At 36.6% G+C, this 17,652-nt stretch carries 15 protein-coding genes; all 15 read right to left on the bottom strand.

What is annotated here, in order from left to right; translation table 11 throughout:
- Positions 1-103: 103 nt before the first annotated feature.
- The gene (locus tag ACN0NP_RS05065; RefSeq protein ID WP_423216903.1) at positions 104-1,384 is read right to left on the bottom strand and encodes an MATE family efflux transporter; all 1,281 of its coding nucleotides are present in this window, start codon (positions 1,382-1,384) and stop codon (positions 104-106) included.
- Between the two features lie 52 nt (positions 1,385-1,436).
- Complete coding sequence (thrC, locus tag ACN0NP_RS05060) at positions 1,437-2,921, bottom strand: threonine synthase (protein WP_423216902.1); 1,485 nt, start codon at positions 2,919-2,921, stop codon at positions 1,437-1,439.
- A gap of 351 nt (positions 2,922-3,272) precedes the next feature.
- Entirely contained in the window at positions 3,273-5,066 is a 1,794-nt protein-coding gene (locus ACN0NP_RS05055; RefSeq protein WP_423216901.1) for an acyltransferase family protein, read from the bottom strand.
- Positions 5,063-5,443, bottom strand: a complete 381-nt coding sequence (locus ACN0NP_RS05050; protein WP_021141401.1) for an MORN repeat-containing protein — start codon at positions 5,441-5,443, stop codon at positions 5,063-5,065. The genes ACN0NP_RS05055 and ACN0NP_RS05050 overlap by 4 nt, the downstream gene beginning before the upstream one ends.
- A gap of 16 nt (positions 5,444-5,459) precedes the next feature.
- Complete coding sequence (locus ACN0NP_RS05045; RefSeq protein WP_423216900.1) at positions 5,460-5,891, bottom strand: low molecular weight protein-tyrosine-phosphatase; 432 nt, start codon at positions 5,889-5,891, stop codon at positions 5,460-5,462.
- A gap of 275 nt (positions 5,892-6,166) precedes the next feature.
- Positions 6,167-6,757, bottom strand: a complete 591-nt coding sequence (locus ACN0NP_RS05040; RefSeq protein WP_423216899.1) for a hypothetical protein — start codon at positions 6,755-6,757, stop codon at positions 6,167-6,169.
- 2 nt (positions 6,758-6,759) lie between these two features.
- Positions 6,760-8,085 (bottom strand): AAA family ATPase, encoded by a 1,326-nt coding sequence (locus ACN0NP_RS05035; protein ID WP_423216898.1) that lies wholly within the window; start codon positions 8,083-8,085, stop codon positions 6,760-6,762.
- Positions 8,086-8,785: 700 nt separating this feature from the next.
- Entirely contained in the window at positions 8,786-9,784 is a 999-nt protein-coding gene (gene ruvB, locus ACN0NP_RS05030; protein ID WP_021141399.1) for a Holliday junction branch migration DNA helicase RuvB, read from the bottom strand.
- A 170-nt stretch (positions 9,785-9,954) separates the two neighbouring features.
- Complete coding sequence (locus ACN0NP_RS05025) at positions 9,955-10,860, bottom strand: helix-turn-helix domain-containing protein (RefSeq protein ID WP_021141398.1); 906 nt, start codon at positions 10,858-10,860, stop codon at positions 9,955-9,957.
- Between the two features lie 155 nt (positions 10,861-11,015).
- Complete coding sequence (gene purB / locus ACN0NP_RS05020) at positions 11,016-12,314, bottom strand: adenylosuccinate lyase (protein ID WP_024344772.1); 1,299 nt, start codon at positions 12,312-12,314, stop codon at positions 11,016-11,018.
- A 140-nt stretch (positions 12,315-12,454) separates the two neighbouring features.
- On the bottom strand, positions 12,455-13,546 hold the full coding sequence (purK, locus tag ACN0NP_RS05015) for a 5-(carboxyamino)imidazole ribonucleotide synthase (RefSeq protein WP_074534150.1): 1,092 nt from the start codon (positions 13,544-13,546) through the stop codon (positions 12,455-12,457).
- On the bottom strand, positions 13,533-14,021 hold the full coding sequence (gene purE, locus ACN0NP_RS05010; RefSeq protein ID WP_021141395.1) for a 5-(carboxyamino)imidazole ribonucleotide mutase: 489 nt from the start codon (positions 14,019-14,021) through the stop codon (positions 13,533-13,535). The genes purK and purE overlap by 14 nt, the downstream gene beginning before the upstream one ends.
- Positions 14,021-14,470, bottom strand: a complete 450-nt coding sequence (locus ACN0NP_RS05005; RefSeq protein WP_027968249.1) for a DUF523 domain-containing protein — start codon at positions 14,468-14,470, stop codon at positions 14,021-14,023. Before ACN0NP_RS05005 ends, purE begins: the two co-directional genes overlap by 1 nt.
- Positions 14,460-15,722, bottom strand: a complete 1,263-nt coding sequence (gene purD, locus ACN0NP_RS05000; RefSeq protein ID WP_423216897.1) for a phosphoribosylamine--glycine ligase — start codon at positions 15,720-15,722, stop codon at positions 14,460-14,462. Before purD ends, ACN0NP_RS05005 begins: the two co-directional genes overlap by 11 nt.
- Before the next feature lie 367 nt (positions 15,723-16,089).
- The gene (gene purH, locus ACN0NP_RS04995; RefSeq protein WP_423215111.1) at positions 16,090-17,637 is read right to left on the bottom strand and encodes a bifunctional phosphoribosylaminoimidazolecarboxamide formyltransferase/IMP cyclohydrolase; all 1,548 of its coding nucleotides are present in this window, start codon (positions 17,635-17,637) and stop codon (positions 16,090-16,092) included.
- Positions 17,638-17,652 lie beyond the last annotated feature (15 nt).

Below are 17,652 nucleotides of genomic sequence, written 5' to 3'. Positions count from 1 at the left end.
TCCCTTTTTTTCGATTTTTTAGAAGAAACTGTTTTCAGTTTTCTTACACAAAAAAGACCAGATAAATATCTGGTCATAATTTACGCTATTTAATAGTAGAGTTTTAGATTTTTTTCATGTATTTTCTGTAAAGAATGTATAAGAATATCCAACGAAAAACATTATCTGCCACCGTAGCAAGCCAAACTCCTGTTAGCCCAAAATGCAAAACAATTCCTAGAACATATCCAGTTACAATTCGAATCACCCACATACCGACGGTTGTTGCATAAAAAGGTAACTTTGCATTTCCTAATCCTTGCCAAGTTGCTGTAAATATGAGAGTTCCAGCAGTTGCTGGTCCGCCAATAAATGAGTAAAATAAGACCACAAGACTCGCTTCTAAAGCAGCTTCATTTGTCGTAAAGAGATGAGTTAGCTGATTACCTGAAAAATATACCACCGCTCCTACAGCAAACATAAGCACAACTGACACAAGATAAGAATCTCGTACCAACTGACGGATTTCTTGTTTATTTTTTTGCCCAAGACTATGAGCAACCAAAATAACTGTCGCTGTGGCTACACCCATTCCTGGCATATAGTTAAACTGAGTCAAGGTTTCACCAATAGCATTTCCCGCTACAACCTCTGTACCAAATTTAACAATAATAGCTACAATAACAACATCACCAGCTCGCATCATTAAACGTTCACCTGCAGCTGGCAAGGCTATGCTAACTAAATTCCGATCAAGTGTCCACCTAATGTTTTTAACAATCTTTTTAATTGGCAATTGACTAGCTAGCATTACGACTCCAAGAAGGCGAGAAATTACCGTTGAGCATGCTACCCCAACAATTCCCCAATGAAAAATAAATATCGCTACAGCCGATAAGACTGCATTTAAAACATTGGTTAGCAGGCTCACGTACATAGGTAATTGTGGTTTTCCAAGTGCTCTCAAAAAAGCACTCAGAGTTGTCATAAGTCCTAGACTAACAATCAAACCACCTACAATAGCAAGATACAAACCTCCTGCCTGTGTAACAGCCGCTTCAGTCCCCAACCAAGCTAAAATGTACTTACCAAATACTATTGAAATCAAGCCGAGAAGGACACTCAAGCCTAAAGTAATAAGTAAGGACTCCGACTGATAATGCAGTGACTTTTGAGGATTCTTTTCACCAACACTTTTAGACACCAAACTAGACACCGCTGCACCAAGAGCAATAAAAATCGCTTGATAAATTGTAATAATGTTATTGGCCACAGATACCCCTGAAACAGCAATTAAGCCGACTTGCGCAACAAGGTAATTATCGACAACACCCATGAGCATCTGCAGCAAATTTTCCATCATCGCTGGAAAAGCCAGACGCATAATTTTCTTTGTTTGTTTCATATCTCTATCGTAACAAAAAGAAAAGCCGAGAACCAGTCTCAGCTTCTACTTTTTAAAGTCCCAAATAATCTTCGACAGCTTTTTGCATATCACTTGTCGCAACAACTGTCTTATGTCGAACTTCAGCTGTTTCAAGTCCATCGACAGCTTTCGGAATAACGACACCTGATAATTTTTCAAGTTCCTTTACTGCAGCAAAATCGTCTGCTGGAGCTTTTCCACTCACTGCTTCAACTGCCACACGTGGGAATTTATATGGACTAGCTGTTGAGGCAATAACCGTCGGCGTGTGATCTCCTGTACGTTCAACATATTTTTTATAAACAGCTGATGCAACTGCCGTATGAGGATCTTCAACATAGTCAGAAGCATCGTAAACACGCTTAATCTCAGCCGATGTTTCAGCTTCTGTTGCATATCCAGCTTCAAACATATCAAGAATTTCTTGATTGACTTCTGGAAGTGTATATTCACCTTCTGTAGTCAGTTTTTCCATCAGTTCTTTTGTCTTAGCAGCATCATTACCCAAAAGGTGGAAAATCAAACGCTCTAGGTTAGAAGATACCAAGATATCCATTGAAGGACTTGTTGTTACTTTAAAGTCACGTTTTTTATCATAAGTCCCTGTTGTAAAGAAATCAGTCAACACTTTATTTTCGTTCGATGCACAGATTAATTTACCTACTGGAACACCAATTTGACTAGCATAGTAAGCTGCTAAAATGTTACCGAAGTTTCCAGTTGGAACTGTAATATTAACTTTGTCACCAACTTTAATATGACCAGTTTTGACAAGTTGAGCATAAGCATAAACGTAATAAACAACTTGAGGCACCAAGCGACCAACATTCATTGAGTTAGCTGACGAAAATTGGGTTTTGTGGGCAAGCAATTTTTCACGCAAAGCCACATCATTAAACATACGTTTGACATCCGTTTGAGCATCATCAAAATTACCAGTAATTGCAACAACATGCGTATTATTACCAGTTTGAGTTGTCATTTGAAGTTCTTGAATTTTGCTGACACCGTCTTTAGGATAAAAGACAATGATTTCAGTTCCTGGAACATCTGCAAAGCCAGCCATAGCAGCTTTACCAGTGTCACCCGATGTCGCTGTCAAAATTACAATTCTATTGTCAACACCTTGTTTCTTAGCTGATGTTGTCAAAAGGTAAGGCAAAATCGACAAAGCCATATCCTTAAAGGCAATCGTTGAACCATGGAAAAGTTCAAGATTATATTGGTCACCCAATTTCACCACTGGAGCAATCGCTGGAGTATCAAATTTTTCATCGTAAGCTGAGTTGATACAGTATTCTAACTCCTCTTCAGTAAAATCATCCAAAAAAGCTGACAAGACCAATTTTGCTACTTCTTGGTATGAAGCATCCTTTAAAGCATTAAAATCTAAAGCTACTTTTGGAATTGACACAGGGGTAAACAAACCGCCGTCAGTTGCCAATCCTTGTAAAATAGCTTGGCTAGCAGTTACTTTGTTATTTTCGTCACGAGTTGATTGGTAAATTAACGTCATCGCAAATTCCTCATTTTTAGATAGTCTTGCACCAATTGTATCACAATTATCAGAAAATTTATACAGTTTTACGCTATTTATTAAAAAAAGCACCCTTTCGGTGCTGTTACAACTTATTATTTACCCCAGCGTGAATCTACGCCCGCAATTGAAATCCAGACACTCGCCAAAACATCATAGAACAACTCAGCCACTTGTTTTACCCCTTTTCTCACGTTTTATGTCACATGTATTATAACGCTATCAAACGTTGATGTAAAGGGATTTTTGATATATTTTTGACGTCATATTTTCTTACATAGATTGACAGTTTCTAACATAAAAAAGCCAACCGAAGTTGACTTTTCTGTATTAATTATCCGATTCACCTTTTGCAGACTTTTTAGCTGATTTATCAATGGCCTGTTGAATTGTCTTAACGTAAAGATTAGCTCCTTTTGTATTGGCATCGCTGTAGTGAACACCATCAGTGCCATTCCAAATTTCAGGATGATTCGTCGCTGCTTTATACCAATCAGCAACCGTAATGTAACTATAAGACTTCGCTAAGCTCAATTCATAATCACGCGCCTCTTTAACTTTCGCTTCATCACCAGCATTGTACGGCGTAACAATAACTAAACGATAGCCATCTGGCAAAGCATCAATAAATTGTTGAATATCTTCTTGATAATGATCTAGTGAGTTTACACCGATCGCAAGAACTGTCGTTTTAGAAAGAGTGCCGCTAGAAATTTCATTTTGGAAAATTTCAAAAGCATTATCAAAACTTCGACTAACCGCCGCATCTAACTGCGCATTCGGAAGCAATGTCGCAAACGACGCACTTGAACGAAGAGCAACAGAATCTCCAATAACAGTGACATCACTCAACGCTCCCGCATCTCCTGCCGCTACCGTATGAGTACGATTTAAATTCACTTGAGATTGTTGAAGCGAACTAACTAAAAGACTTGTCTCAAATTTTCCTACCGCAGGTGCCGTCATAACTGTCACAAGCGTCACCACAGCTAATGCTGCCGAACCACCTAAAATCCATTTCTTGTAAGGTTCTAAGTCTAGTGGTTTACCAAACAATTTCGGTGCTTTTCCAGCAAGGAATGGTTCAACAACATAGTAAGACAAGGTTGAAAATACCAATGAAAGAATAACTGTTAGCAAGACAACAAAACCATTTGACATCAACTGAGTAAAGATAATGTAAAACGGCCAGTGGAATAAATAAACACCATAACTAACGTCTGCTAGATAATTGATAATGGCAGGCTCTTTAGCATTTGGAGTTTGGTCGTTCAAAATACGCGCCGCATAAATCATCACCGTAGCAAATAAGCTTGCCAAAACAAATCCAAATAAATAGGTGATACGTTGATCAAACTTCAATATGAACATCAACAGCACTAACAGAGCTGCGCTCACTAGCATTGTCAAAATGCTACGTTTTGTAGACCACAATCGGACATTCTTTTTAAAGCGAACAGTCGTCTCTTTAATCCCTGTCATTGTCGCAGCCATTGCCCCCAAGAAGAATGGGAAACTGTGTGTTAGAGATGAGAAGTAAATTGTTGACACATTATCAACAAAAAATGCTCGGACGAACATGGATAGAAAACTTCCTGCAAAAAATACCAAAGAAAGTCCAAAAATCAAACTACGGAATTTTGCTAAACTATCCTGACGTCTTCCTAGTAACCAAACTAAAAATCCCCAAATTAGATAAAAATGCATCTCAATTGCCAAACTCCATGTATGAACAAAGAGATGAGGGATAAATTGTGTTTCGTAATTACCACCTGTAATGATTTCATAAAAGTTTGTCGTGAAACCTATCGCCGCAGCCACTTGACTACCAATACTTGCCACATAATCTCTACGGACTAAGTAAGTAAACGGCATGACAATCAAAATCATTAAAATTAATGGCGGAACGATACGGTAAAAACGTCTCTTGTAAAATCCTAAAAGATCAATTTTCTTACTTCGTGAATACTCATCAATCAGCAATGCTGTAATCAAATACCCTGAAAAAGTAAAGAAAATGTCAACACCAATAAAACCGCCTGGAAAAGCCGTTTTAAAGAAATGGTAGAACAGAACCAACAAAAGTCCTGTCACCCTAACCATTGAAAACCATTTTATTCTCATTTTTGAAAAATCCCCTGTTTAAAGGTTCCTGTATATACCTTACCATTTTGTGCAGTCAAAACACCTTCGCCATCTGGTTGACCATTTTTGAACTCACCTTTATAAATCCAACCAGAATGCGACGTAAAGACGCCTTGCCCTTCAAAAACACCATCCACAAAGTCACCTTCATAGATATCACCGTTCTCATATGTCAACTTACCTTGACCATTCATACGATGATTAACCACATAACCTGTGTAGGTAATTTTACCATTATCGTATGTCAATGTCGTTTTTGATTTTATCGTTAATGCAAAAACCGATAAACCACAAACAATAAGAATTAAAACCGTCAGAAGCTCGAGGCGACCTCTGGTTAATTTGATTTTTTTCATTTTACTCAACTTCTCTTTAAGAATTTCTTAGTCGCGCTAGCCACTGTTCACAACCACGCTTAACCAAATCATAAGTAGTATCAAAATCACCTGTATACCATGGATCAGGTACTCCACCATCCACAAAAAGAAAGACTTTATCATCAAATCTACCACGTGACATTTGTTTTAAATCTGCCACATTATTGGCATCCATACCAATAATAACATCAAAGTCACAAAAGTCTTGATATGAAATCTGTTGGGATGACTTGTGATTATCATAAGCAATCTGATGCTTTTTAAAAATTTCTTGTGTGCCATGATGAATAGGATTACCATGCTCCCAACTTGATGTTGCACGACTCTCGATAAGCAGAAGTTCATCACTTATCAAATCTTTCATCACGAATTCTGCCATTGGACTTCGACAAATATTTCCTAGGCAAACAAAACAGATTTTTTTCATTTTTTCTCCTACGAGTTATCAGCATCTTGCTTAAAAACTTCATCTACCATTATAACAAAAAATAGTACCTTATCACATGCAAATTCCCTTATCTGTCGACTTTAAGAAAAAATTAAGCCTGACTGCATACAATATAAACAATCCTAAAACTTTTCTTTTTCATAATCTCCTGAGAGGGCTCCGCTTGCGGGGCTCTTCCTTTTTTATCTCTAAAATCGTTGCACAAAAAATCCCAATCTAAAATAGATTAGGATTTTTGTGTTTCCCTCTACAAATTAAGAAATCAACTCATAATCATTAAACATAGCATCTAAAAAAATAGTACTAGCTCCATCTACCTTATATGTCTCATATTGCGAATCCTGATATTTCTTATATGGATTTCGATAGTTTCTCATTCTACTTTTAGAGTTCCTATCAGGTTGACGTATATTTTTATATTTCCATCTAATACAAACCTTATTATATTCATCGAATTCATCTAATGACTGTGATAGCCAAAATAAATATTTTATAAAAAATAGTGTATCCTTTTCTTTTCTTTGAAACTCTTTTGCAGTACAAGTTGTAAATGCTTTTTCTTTCTTTATTTCTATCAAATAGATTACTTTATTACTTGTATCAATCAGAACATCATCACAATCTTTACAAAATTTTTGTTTTATATAAGCACTACCTTCACGTAAAAATTTATCCATTCTAAATCGAATTCCTTGAGAAAAACCAGTGTCAAGTTTTATGGAATATTTGTACTTGGTTAAATCTCCATCTTCAGTAAATGTTAACATTCTTGGGGTATAATTTTTATCAATTATTTCGATATATTCCTCATTAAATGAATCTTTGAAATTTGATAGCACTGTCATACCTATTCCTCAACACCTATTAACTTATAGTACTCCTCATCTAATGCTAAGGAAACCGTGTCGAAATTCTCTATAAAATCTTGACTTTCTATTAGATCAATTTGCTTAATCTTTCCTTCTTTTATTTCGTAAATATTGACATTTTCTTTGGAAATACTTTTAGATTGTTCTGGAAAATTTTCATTCTCTATTAGTAAATTTAATAGCTTCCTGGTAATATAGCTACTATGTGTAGACAATATCATAGATATTCCATTGTCCATAATTAATTTTGTGAAAAAATCAATTATCTCTACTTGTTTTGTTGGATGAAGATTCATTTCTGGTTCATCAATAATTATTGAACTTGAATTTAACATCTTAGTCCTACGTAAGTATTCCTCAATACCAAATAAAGATTTTAACGAGGAAGATATCACTTTAAACGGAACACTTTTTGGCATTAGTTTATTCTTATACTCAAAATCATCAGTATCTTCATTATAAATAAACTCGCCATCAATCAGATCCGATAGTTCTTCCATATAGCGTTCACTTTTATCTCGATACTCAATGCCAAACATTAGATTTATATAGTCTTCTATTGGTTTCGGATGATTGCTTGTTCTTGTTGATTTACTTATCAAAAAATCATTATCAGGTGCCCTATAGGAGTTAAGTTCCTCCCTAAACTGGTTAATACCAATACGTTCAGCTGGAAAATAAATATTTTTAGCCCTATTAGTCATAAATTTAAAAAAGCCAGATAAGTAATTATCAAATGATTCTAAAGAAAAATTTAAAGTTTTTTTTGAAGGGGTATGGTCTTCTTCATCCATAAACTCAATATCTGTATTTTGTTTAAGAAGTCTAAACTCATATCCCGCATTCGATTTAGCTAATTCAAAGGTACTTTGCACAATTTGTCCTTCTACTCTTTGCCTATGAAATCCTCTTGACTTTTTTCGCTTTATCGGTATAGCATTATATATTTCGTTTTCATCAAATTTTATTGAAAAATTTGAAAAGTATGACTGATCTATTGAAAAATATTCTGATAATATCGTTTGTGCCTTATCTTCAAAATATTTTTGAAAATCATTATACAAACTATAAATTTCATCCATACTAATCGTTATTTTTTTACCTGAATTAATTATTTCATAATAGTATACTCCATCAATATGGGTATTAGAAAACTTAAATAGATATTTTCTAAATTCCTCTTGAATTGCATATAGAAGATAGGTCAACATTGTCTTACCTGAGTTATTCATCCCCCAGATAATAATCATATCATTGAATTTTACTTCTCCTTCTTTAATTGGGCCTAGATTAAATATTTTCATATCTCATCACCTTCCATATAGTTACTAGTATTAATCATAACAAAAACTTCCATAATTTTCTACTTTCCTTATTACATGACTCTACCTCATGTATTTTATAATTATATACCAAAGTAGAGACTTACTTATTCTATTCGCAAAAGCGGAAGTGTACTCTTCCTCAATCTATTGAGGAATTTACCTCTTCTCATTATACCAAATTCCATCCTATTTCCCCCTGCCAAAATTATCTTTTCATTGTAGAGTTAGGAAATGTTAGAGAGGAATACGCTATTTCAGAATCTGCGGCTATTTGATTTTCAAATTCCTTACTTTTCTATACAATTTTTTCGTCCTTATAAAATAAATGGACAAGTTGAAGGAAAATTAGTGGTACCTTAATGGTATTAATAGGCACAAATCATTCCTTTTGGTCATTTCCTCACAGGAATTTCTGCTATATTTTCACTTATTTTATTGGTAGAAAAAAATCCCAATCTAAATAGATTAGGATTTCTTGGGGTATGAAAAAAGTTTATTTAGGAGTATCTTTAGTATAGTTTGCCTTACTTAAGAGAGACTAAAAAATTTCTTTTAGAAAGCTTAAACAAAATGAAGGGACTTCATTAACGAAGCCCCTTCTGGAGATTATGAAAAAGAAAAGTTTTAGGATTGTTTATAGTATAAGAAAACATGCTTAAATAAAGCTTAAGCATGTTTTTTATTTTTCTATATAAGGATATCCTAAATGTTCATATGCCTTAGCAGTTGCCACGCGCCCAGTTCTGGTACGCATGATAAATCCTTTTTGAATCAAATAGGGTTCATACATATCTTCGACCGTATCACGTTCTTCTGCGATGTTAACAGAAAGAGTCCCTAAACCAACAGGTCCACCGTTATAAACTTCAATCATCGTGCGCAAGATTTTTTGGTCAATATAATCAAGCCCCTCGTGATCAACATCAAGCATCGTCAACGCTTTATCTGTAATGTCTTTTGTGATGATACCATCGCCCATGATTTGGGCATAATCACGCACACGTTTCAACAAACGGTTAGCGATACGTGGCGTTCCACGACTGCGTCGCGCTAATTCTTGTGCGGCTTCATGGACAATTTCCATCTCAAAAATATCAGCCGTACGTTCTACAATTTCTGTCAAATCTTCAACAGCATAATATTCCATGTGACCAGTGATACCAAAACGTGCACGCAATGGATTTGAAAGCATCCCTGCACGCGTTGTCGCACCAATCAAAGTAAAAGGCGGCAATTCTAAATGGACACTACGACTAGTCTCACCATTACCAATCATAATATCAATATAGAAATCTTCCATAGCGCTATAAAGCACCTCTTCTACTGCCATTGGCATGCGGTGAATTTCATCAATAAACAACACATCACCTGGTTCTAAGTCATTCAGAATCGCAACCAAATCACCAGCCTTTTCAATAGCCGGTCCAGATGTTTGTTTTAAATTCACCCCTAATTCATTAGCAATCACAAATGCCATTGTCGTCTTACCTAACCCCGGAGGGCCAAACAACAGCACATGGTCCAATGACTCATCTCGTAATTTAGCAGCTTCAATAAAAATTTTCAGCTGATTTTTTACCTTATCCTGTCCAATATATTCTTTTAAATACTGAGGACGAAGCGTACGTTCCACAAACTCTTCATCACCCATAATATCATTGTCTAAAATTCTGCTCATAGCCTTATTATACCAAAACAAAGACCATCAGTGAATTGTTTTAACGCCTTACCCAAGCCACCAACCTGTTAAAAGAATTGAAAATACCTTCATTATTAACTTCCTCTCTCCTTTCCCAATTTCTAATATTATTGTAAAAGGTTTTAAGAAAAAACAACATGACAAAAATGTCATGCTGTTGTATCTTTTATCCATTCTTCTGTTATTTTATTAGCTAAATAAACATCACCTATCAAATTTGCATATAACACTGCCTCTTCATATAATTTTTGAGCCTTTTCTGTTTGACCAAAACGTTCCAAAATATACTTCCACTCAATCATATTCAAAACTGGCTTCTTATGAAAATCTTGAATTTTAGCCATAATTCCTTTTAAAACATCTAAAGTCAATTCCACTTCGTCCCACATTTTTAAATCAACCAACAAGCTCAAACTACCAAATAAAATATTATTTAAGACAAAAATTTCTGCTAGCGAAAAGTGATTTTCTTGTTCTAATAGATTCTTAGCTATACCAATAAATTCATCTTTATCAAACATAAAATATTCATAATTTGAAGCATTTGCACAAACCATATATAAATCAATTATGATTAAATCATTAATCGAATAATGCGATTTTGATTTTGTTTGATAAAAATAGTCTTCTAACAACTTTGTGGCTAAATTACTATTATCAGTTAAAAAGACATCTGCTTTTGAGCGCATGCACTCCACGATTAATTGCTCCTCCTCAGGAAGGTCATCGTAAAAGTCAGAGTAAATCTCATCAAAATAAGAATCTCTTAAATTCACACGCTTTTCATCTTTATACGTTGGCGTACGCAAAATTAAATACTTCAGCTCTTTATACCGCTTTGGTAATTCTAAGCTATCGCCGTCTGTCAGGGTTCCGAGTTTTACGCCAAGGCGATTAGCAATGAATTGGGCTTTACTTAGGTTAGGTATCGATTGATTTAGCTCAATTCGTGCTAGTTGTCGTACGGATAATTCGGTCTCGTCCCCACAGAATTCTTCACGTGAGATTCCCTTTTTCTCCCGCAAAATACGAATTTTGTTCCCAAATTTTTTCACTTCTATCTCCTACTACAAAAAAAGTTGGTATATTTTATATTTTAACATAACGCTTTCTTGCAACAAAACATTTTCATTAAAAATAACAAATTTTCTAATGAAACATTTAATAAAAAAACGCCTGAGACAAACATCTCAGACATTTTTCTATTATATTAGTCACCTAAACCGATACGTTCAAAGATTTCATCGACACGTTTAGTGTAATATGATGGGTTGAACAATTCATCAATTTCGTCTTGTGTCAAACGTGAAGTGACTTCTTCATCAGCTTCAAGAAGTGGTTTGAAGTCAACTTGATTATCCCAAGAATAAGCTGTCTTAGGTTGAACAAGGTCATAAGCTTGTTCACGTGTCATACCTTTTTCGATTAATTTAAGCATTACACGTTGACTGAAGATAAGACCAAATGTAGAACCCATGTTGCGAATCATGTTTTCTGGGAAAACAGTCAAGTTTTTCACAATGTTTCCAAAACGGTTAAGCATATAATCGATAAGGATTGTTGTATCTGGTGAAATGATACGTTCAGCAGATGAGTGAGAAATGTCACGTTCATGCCAAAGTGACACATTTTCGTAAGCTGTAATCATGTGACCACGGATAACACGTGCAAGACCTGTCATATTTTCTGAACCGATTGGGTTACGTTTGTGCGGCATAGCTGAGCTACCTTTTTGACCTTTAGCAAAGTATTCTTCAACTTCACGTTGTTCAGATTTTTGAAGACCACGGATTTCAGTTGCCATACGTTCGATTGATGTTGCAATACTTGCAAGAACTGCAAAGTATTCTGCATGAAGGTCACGTGGAAGAACTTGTGTTGAGATTTCTTGAGCACGAATACCAAGTTTTTCACAAACATAAGCTTCGACAAACGGTGGAATGTTAGCGAAGTTACCAACAGCACCTGAGATTTTACCTGCTTCAACACCAGCAGCAGCATGTTCAAAACGTTCGATGTTACGTTTCATTTCACTGTACCAAGTTGCCAATTTCAAACCAAATGTAGTTGGTTCAGCATGGACACCGTGAGTACGTCCCATCATGATTGTAAATTTATGTTCTTTAGCTTTGTTAGCAATGATTTCAAGGAAATTATGCAAATCTTTACGGATGATTTCATTAGCTTGTTTGTAAAGGTAACCGTAAGCTGTGTCAACAACGTCAGTTGATGTCAAACCATAGTGAACCCATTTACGTTCTTGTCCAAGACTTTCAGAAACCGCACGTGTAAAGGCAACAACGTCATGACGTGTTTGTTGTTCAATTTCCAAAATACGATCAACGTCAAAACTTGCATTCGCACGAATTTTAGCCACATCTTCTTTAGGAATTTCTCCTAATTCAGCCCAAGCTTCGTCAGCCAAAATTTCAACTTCAAGCCAAGCTTTGTATTTGTTTTCTTCACTCCAAATTGCCGCCATCTCAGGGCGTGAATAACGATCGATCATGTTTAAGATATTAAGGGTATTAAGCCAATAAGTTTAACACCCTAGCTCCTTTCCTTTTTTAAGTTATATATCAAAAAATAACTAACACATTTAATTAAAATCTTCTTTGCCAATTCAATGGAATGTGGCAAGATAACTCCCTAGAAATCCATTCCTTCACCCATTTCCGCAATGGCATCTGGGTCATTACTAAACAAAGTAATGTGTCCCATTTTGCGGTTATGTTTTGCCTCTAGTTTACCATAAAGGTGGAGGTGAGCGCTAGGATTTTCATTGACATATGCTTGCGCTTTGTCCATATGTTGACCAAGAACATTAAGCATAACAGCTGGTTGGTGCAAGTGAATCTTAGGAAGAGGCAAACCGAGAATTCCTAAAATATGTGTATCAAATTGTGAAAAATCACAAGCCTCGATTGAATAGTGTCCAGAATTGTGAGGGCGTGGTGCGATTTCATTGACAATAATGTCATCAGATGTCGCAAACATTTCAACACATAGTGTTCCAGACAATTCTAGTTTTTCAGCAATTTGAACAGCCATTGCTTGTGCTTTTTTAGCAAGTTCGTCAGAAATGCGAGCTGGCACGATTGTCTTAGATAGAATGTTATTACGATGAATATTTTCTTGCACTGGGAAAACAGTCATATCCTTGCCATTACCAGATACAATCACAGAAATTTCAAGGTCAAAATTCACAAATTCTTCCAAAACACACTCGCAAGAGTTTGCTAATTTGTTAGCGTCAGCTAAATCATCTGCTGACTTAATCACGATTTGCCCGTGACCATCATAACCACCAGTTGCTGTTTTCAAAACATAATTTTTAGATAAATCAATATTCTCAAGGTCAAGGCTCGATGTCACAACCTTATAAGGTGCCACTTTCACACCTGCTTTTTGAGACAAAAAGTTTTTCTCAAAGATACGATTTTGTGAAATGCGAAGTAGGTCAGTTCCTTGTGGCAATTGATTGTCTTTAACCACAGCATCCAAGGCATCCGCATCGACATTTTCGAACTCATAAGTAAGCACATCGCAACGCTCTGCCAATTCACGCATCGCATCAACATCATCGTACGGTGCCACAATCATATCACTAACACGTGATGCTGGGCAATCCGCTGTCGGGTCAAGGGTAACCACCTTGTGACCCATATAAATAGCTGAAATAGCCATCATCTGACCTAATTGTCCACCACCGATAATACCAATTGTTTTAGTCGAGTTCATCTGTTGATGCCTCCGCAACCTTACCTTGTTCGATAGCAAAGTTTTCTAGTTTTTCTGCCAAAGCTGCATCTTCAATCGCCAAAATACGAAGAGCTGTCAAAGCTGCATTTTTAGCTCCTGATTCACCAATCGCCATCGTCGCAACTGGTACGCCACCAGGCATTTGAACGATTGAATAAAGAGAATCAAGTCCACTAAGGGCACGTGATTTCACAGGAACACCAATAACTGGAAGTGTTGTTTTTGCTGCGACCATACCAGGTAAATGCGCAGCACCACCAGCACCAGCAATAATCACCTTGATACCACGACCTCGTGCTTCTTCGGCATGTTTAAACATCAAATCTGGTGTACGATGAGCTGAAACAACTTTCTTTTCATAAGCCACACCAAATTCATCAAGTACTTCTGCTGTTTTTTTCATGGTAGCCCAATCTGATTTGCTACCCATGATAACTGAAATTAATGGTTTCATTATTTTCCTTCCAATTGTTTTATATCTTCAACATCAAGAACAAGATAACCAAGTTTCTTTAATTTTTGAGTAAAAAGTCCGCTACCTGCCACTTTTTTACCAGAAAAGTTTCCATCATAAATTTGATTAACACCACACGACGGACTGCGTGATTGTAAAACTGCTAGGTCAATTTGTTTGCCAGAAATCTCATTGACACAACGCTCAATTCCTTTTTCAAACAAATCATCGTAACAATTTCCCATCTTATCGAGAACGTGTCCGTCTACTAATTCAACAGGTTCTCGTGGTGTAGGAAGCCCAGCTAAAACTTCTGGACAAATAGCTATTACATCTTTGTCAGCAACATAATCAACAAGAGTTTGATTGTAATTATGACCGCCATTGTACTTACATCTCTCACCTAAGAGACATGCACTGACTAAAATACATTTAGGTTTAGCGTCCAAGAGCTTTACTTCCAATATCGTTACGGTAGAAAAGACCTGTTGTATCTTGTTTGGCAAGCTCTGCATAGATAACATCTTGAGCTGATTTTACATCATCTTCTGTCGTCACTAGCATATACACACGTCCACCATTTGAAAGAAGGGAATTACCTTCAGCAAATTTTGCTCCCGCATAATAAGTAATAACATCACCTGATGTTTTTGCAGGAAGGTGAACACCTTTTTCATAGGCAACAGGATAACCTTCTGAGGCAACCACTACACCAAGAGTCACACCTTTATCTGTCCATGTAATTTTTGGAACTTTTCCATCCAAAATATCAGTCATATTTTGTGCAAAATCAGATGTCAAACGTGGCAAGATAACTTGTGTTTCAGGGTCACCAAAACGTGAATTGAACTCGATAACTTTTGGTCCATCAGCTGTCAAAATAAGACCAGCGTAAAGAACACCAAGATATGGACGACCTTCAGCAATCATACCGTTAAGAACTGGCTTAACAATTGTTTCAACGGCAGTGTCAATTACAGATTGTGGCAAATGTGGCACTGGTGCGTAAGCTCCCATACCACCAGTATTAGGACCTTTATCACCGTCAAAAGCACGTTTGTGGTCTTGTGCTGTTGGCATGATGTAGAATTTATCACCATTGACAAAAGCAAACAATGAGAACTCTTCACCGTCAAGAAATTCTTCGATAACCACGCGCGCACCAGAATCACCAAATTTATTATCAAGTAACATTTCATGTGCAGCTTCTACCGCTTGCTCAACTGTTTCAGCAACAACCACACCTTTACCAAGTGCCAAGCCGTCTGCTTTGACAACAATCGGTGCACCATGTTCTTCAATATAACTCTTTGCTTGTTCAAAATCTGAGAAGGTGCTGTAAGCCGCTGTTGGAACAAGGTATTTAGCCATGATTGATTTAGCAAAGTCTTTAGACCATTCAAGTTCTGCTGCAGCTTTACTTGGTCCAAAAGCTTTTAAGCCAGCTGCATTAAAATCATCAACAATTCCTGCTGCCAAAGCATCATCAGGACCGATAAATGTCCAAGCAATGTCATTTGCTTTTGCAAAATCAATCAGTTTAGAATGTTCGGAAATTCCGATATTTACCAAATCAAGTCCGTCAAGTGTCATTCCATCGTTACCAGGTGCTACAAAAACCTGACTCACTTGAGGAGATTCCAACAACTTCTTAGCAATAGCGTGCTCACGCCCGCCAGAGCCAACAACTAAAAGTTTCATAAGTAAAAATACCTCAATAGAAAACAATCATAGGAGCTAGCGCTCCACTATCAACAAAGCACGCAAAAACAAAATTTTTTTACGAATTATCTAGATATATTATATCACATTTGTTCGGAAATAGATAAAAATCCCGTGATAAGTTTTGAAAAATTGCATTAAATATAAAAAATCCCAATCAATTTAGATTGGGATAGGATTGGATTATGAAAAAAAGTTTATTTAGGAGTTATTGTTAGTATAGGAGTTCTTACTTAAGCAAGACTTAAGAATAACTTATAAAAAACTTAAAGCAAAAGCACCTTAGCTTTCAGCCAAGATGCTCTTGCGGTGAAATATTAAATAAAGGAAGTAAAATTAGTCAATCTTAATGACGGAAGTGACGAACACCTGTAAATACCATGGCAATGCCGTATTTATCAGCCATGTCGATTGATTCTTGGTCACGAACTGAACCACCAGGTTGGATGATAGCTTTCACACCTGCAGCAGCAATTTCTTCAACGTTATCTGCAAATGGGAAGAAAGCATCACTAGCAAGAACAGCACCGTCAAGACGGTCTTTAGCTTGGTCAAGTGCAATACGAACTGAGGCTACACGGTTTGTTTGACCAGGACCAACACCAAGTGTCATGTGGTCATTTGTTACGATGATACCGTTAGATTTAACGTATTTGATTGATTTCCAAGCAAATTCAAGCGCAGCTTTTTCTTGTTCAGTTGGTTGACGTTTTGTGACAACTTTCCAATCTGCTGGATTTTCTTCGATAACATCTTGGTTTTGAACCAAAAGTCCACCAACAACGCCAGTGTATTCTTTTTCAACTTGGCTAGCTTCTTGAGCGTCAAATGGCAATTGAAGAATACGCATGTTTTTCTTCTTAGTTGTCAAGATTTCAAGAGCTTCATCAGAATAACTTGGAGCAATGATGATTTCAAGGAAGATAGCGTGCATTTTCTTAGCTGTTGCAGCGTCAACTTCACGGTTAAGTACAACAATACCACCAAAGATTGACACTGGGTCTGATTCATAAGCGTAATCCCAAGCAGTTTCAATGTCATCAGCTTGTCCGATACCACATGGGTTCATGTGTTTAAGAGCAACAACAGTTGGACGGTCTTTGAAATCACGAATGATACGGATAGCTGCATCAGCATCACGAATGTTGTTAAATGACAATTCTTTACCGTTCAATTGTTTAGCAGAAGCAATTGAGTAATCTGTTGGCAAAGCTTTTTGGTAGAAATCAGCATCTTGTTGTGGATTTTCACCATAGCGCATTGGTTGCTTCAAATCGTAAGTGATTGTGAGTTTTTCAGGTTTTGTTTCACCAACTTGTTTTGTAAAGTATTCCGCAATCAAAGCATCGTATGCTGCAGTGTGACGGAAAACTTTTGCTGCCAAACGTTGACGAGTTTCAAAGCTTGTTTCGCCATTAGCTGACAATTCATCCAAAACAACTGCGTAATCAGCAGGGTCAACAACAACTGTAACGCTAGCGTGGTTTTTAGCCGCAGAACGAAGCATTGAAGGACCACCGATATCAATGTTTTCAACTGCATCAGCATAAGTGACATCTGGTTTCAAGATTGTTTCTTTGAATGGGTAAAGGTTAACCACAACAAGGTCAATCAATTCAATATGATTGTCTTTTGCAGCTTGAAGGTGGCTGTCAAGGTCACGACGAGCCAAAAGACCACCGTGGATATTTGGGTGAAGTGTCTTCACACGACCATCCATCATTTCTGGGAAACCAGTCACATCATCAATCGCAATTGTATCAACACCTGCTTTATCAAGCGCAACTTTTGTTCCACCAGTTGAGATAATATCCCAACCAAGTTTTTTCAATTCTTGAGCAAATTCAACAATGCCCGCTTTGTCAGAAACACTAATTAGTGCACGTTTTGTCATTTTTTCTCCTTTAAA

The sequence above is a fragment of the Streptococcus equinus genome, from assembly GCF_049393805.1.
Lineage (GTDB): Bacteria > Bacillota > Bacilli > Lactobacillales > Streptococcaceae > Streptococcus > Streptococcus equinus.
This window is presented reverse-complemented; position numbering and strand designations above follow the sequence as displayed.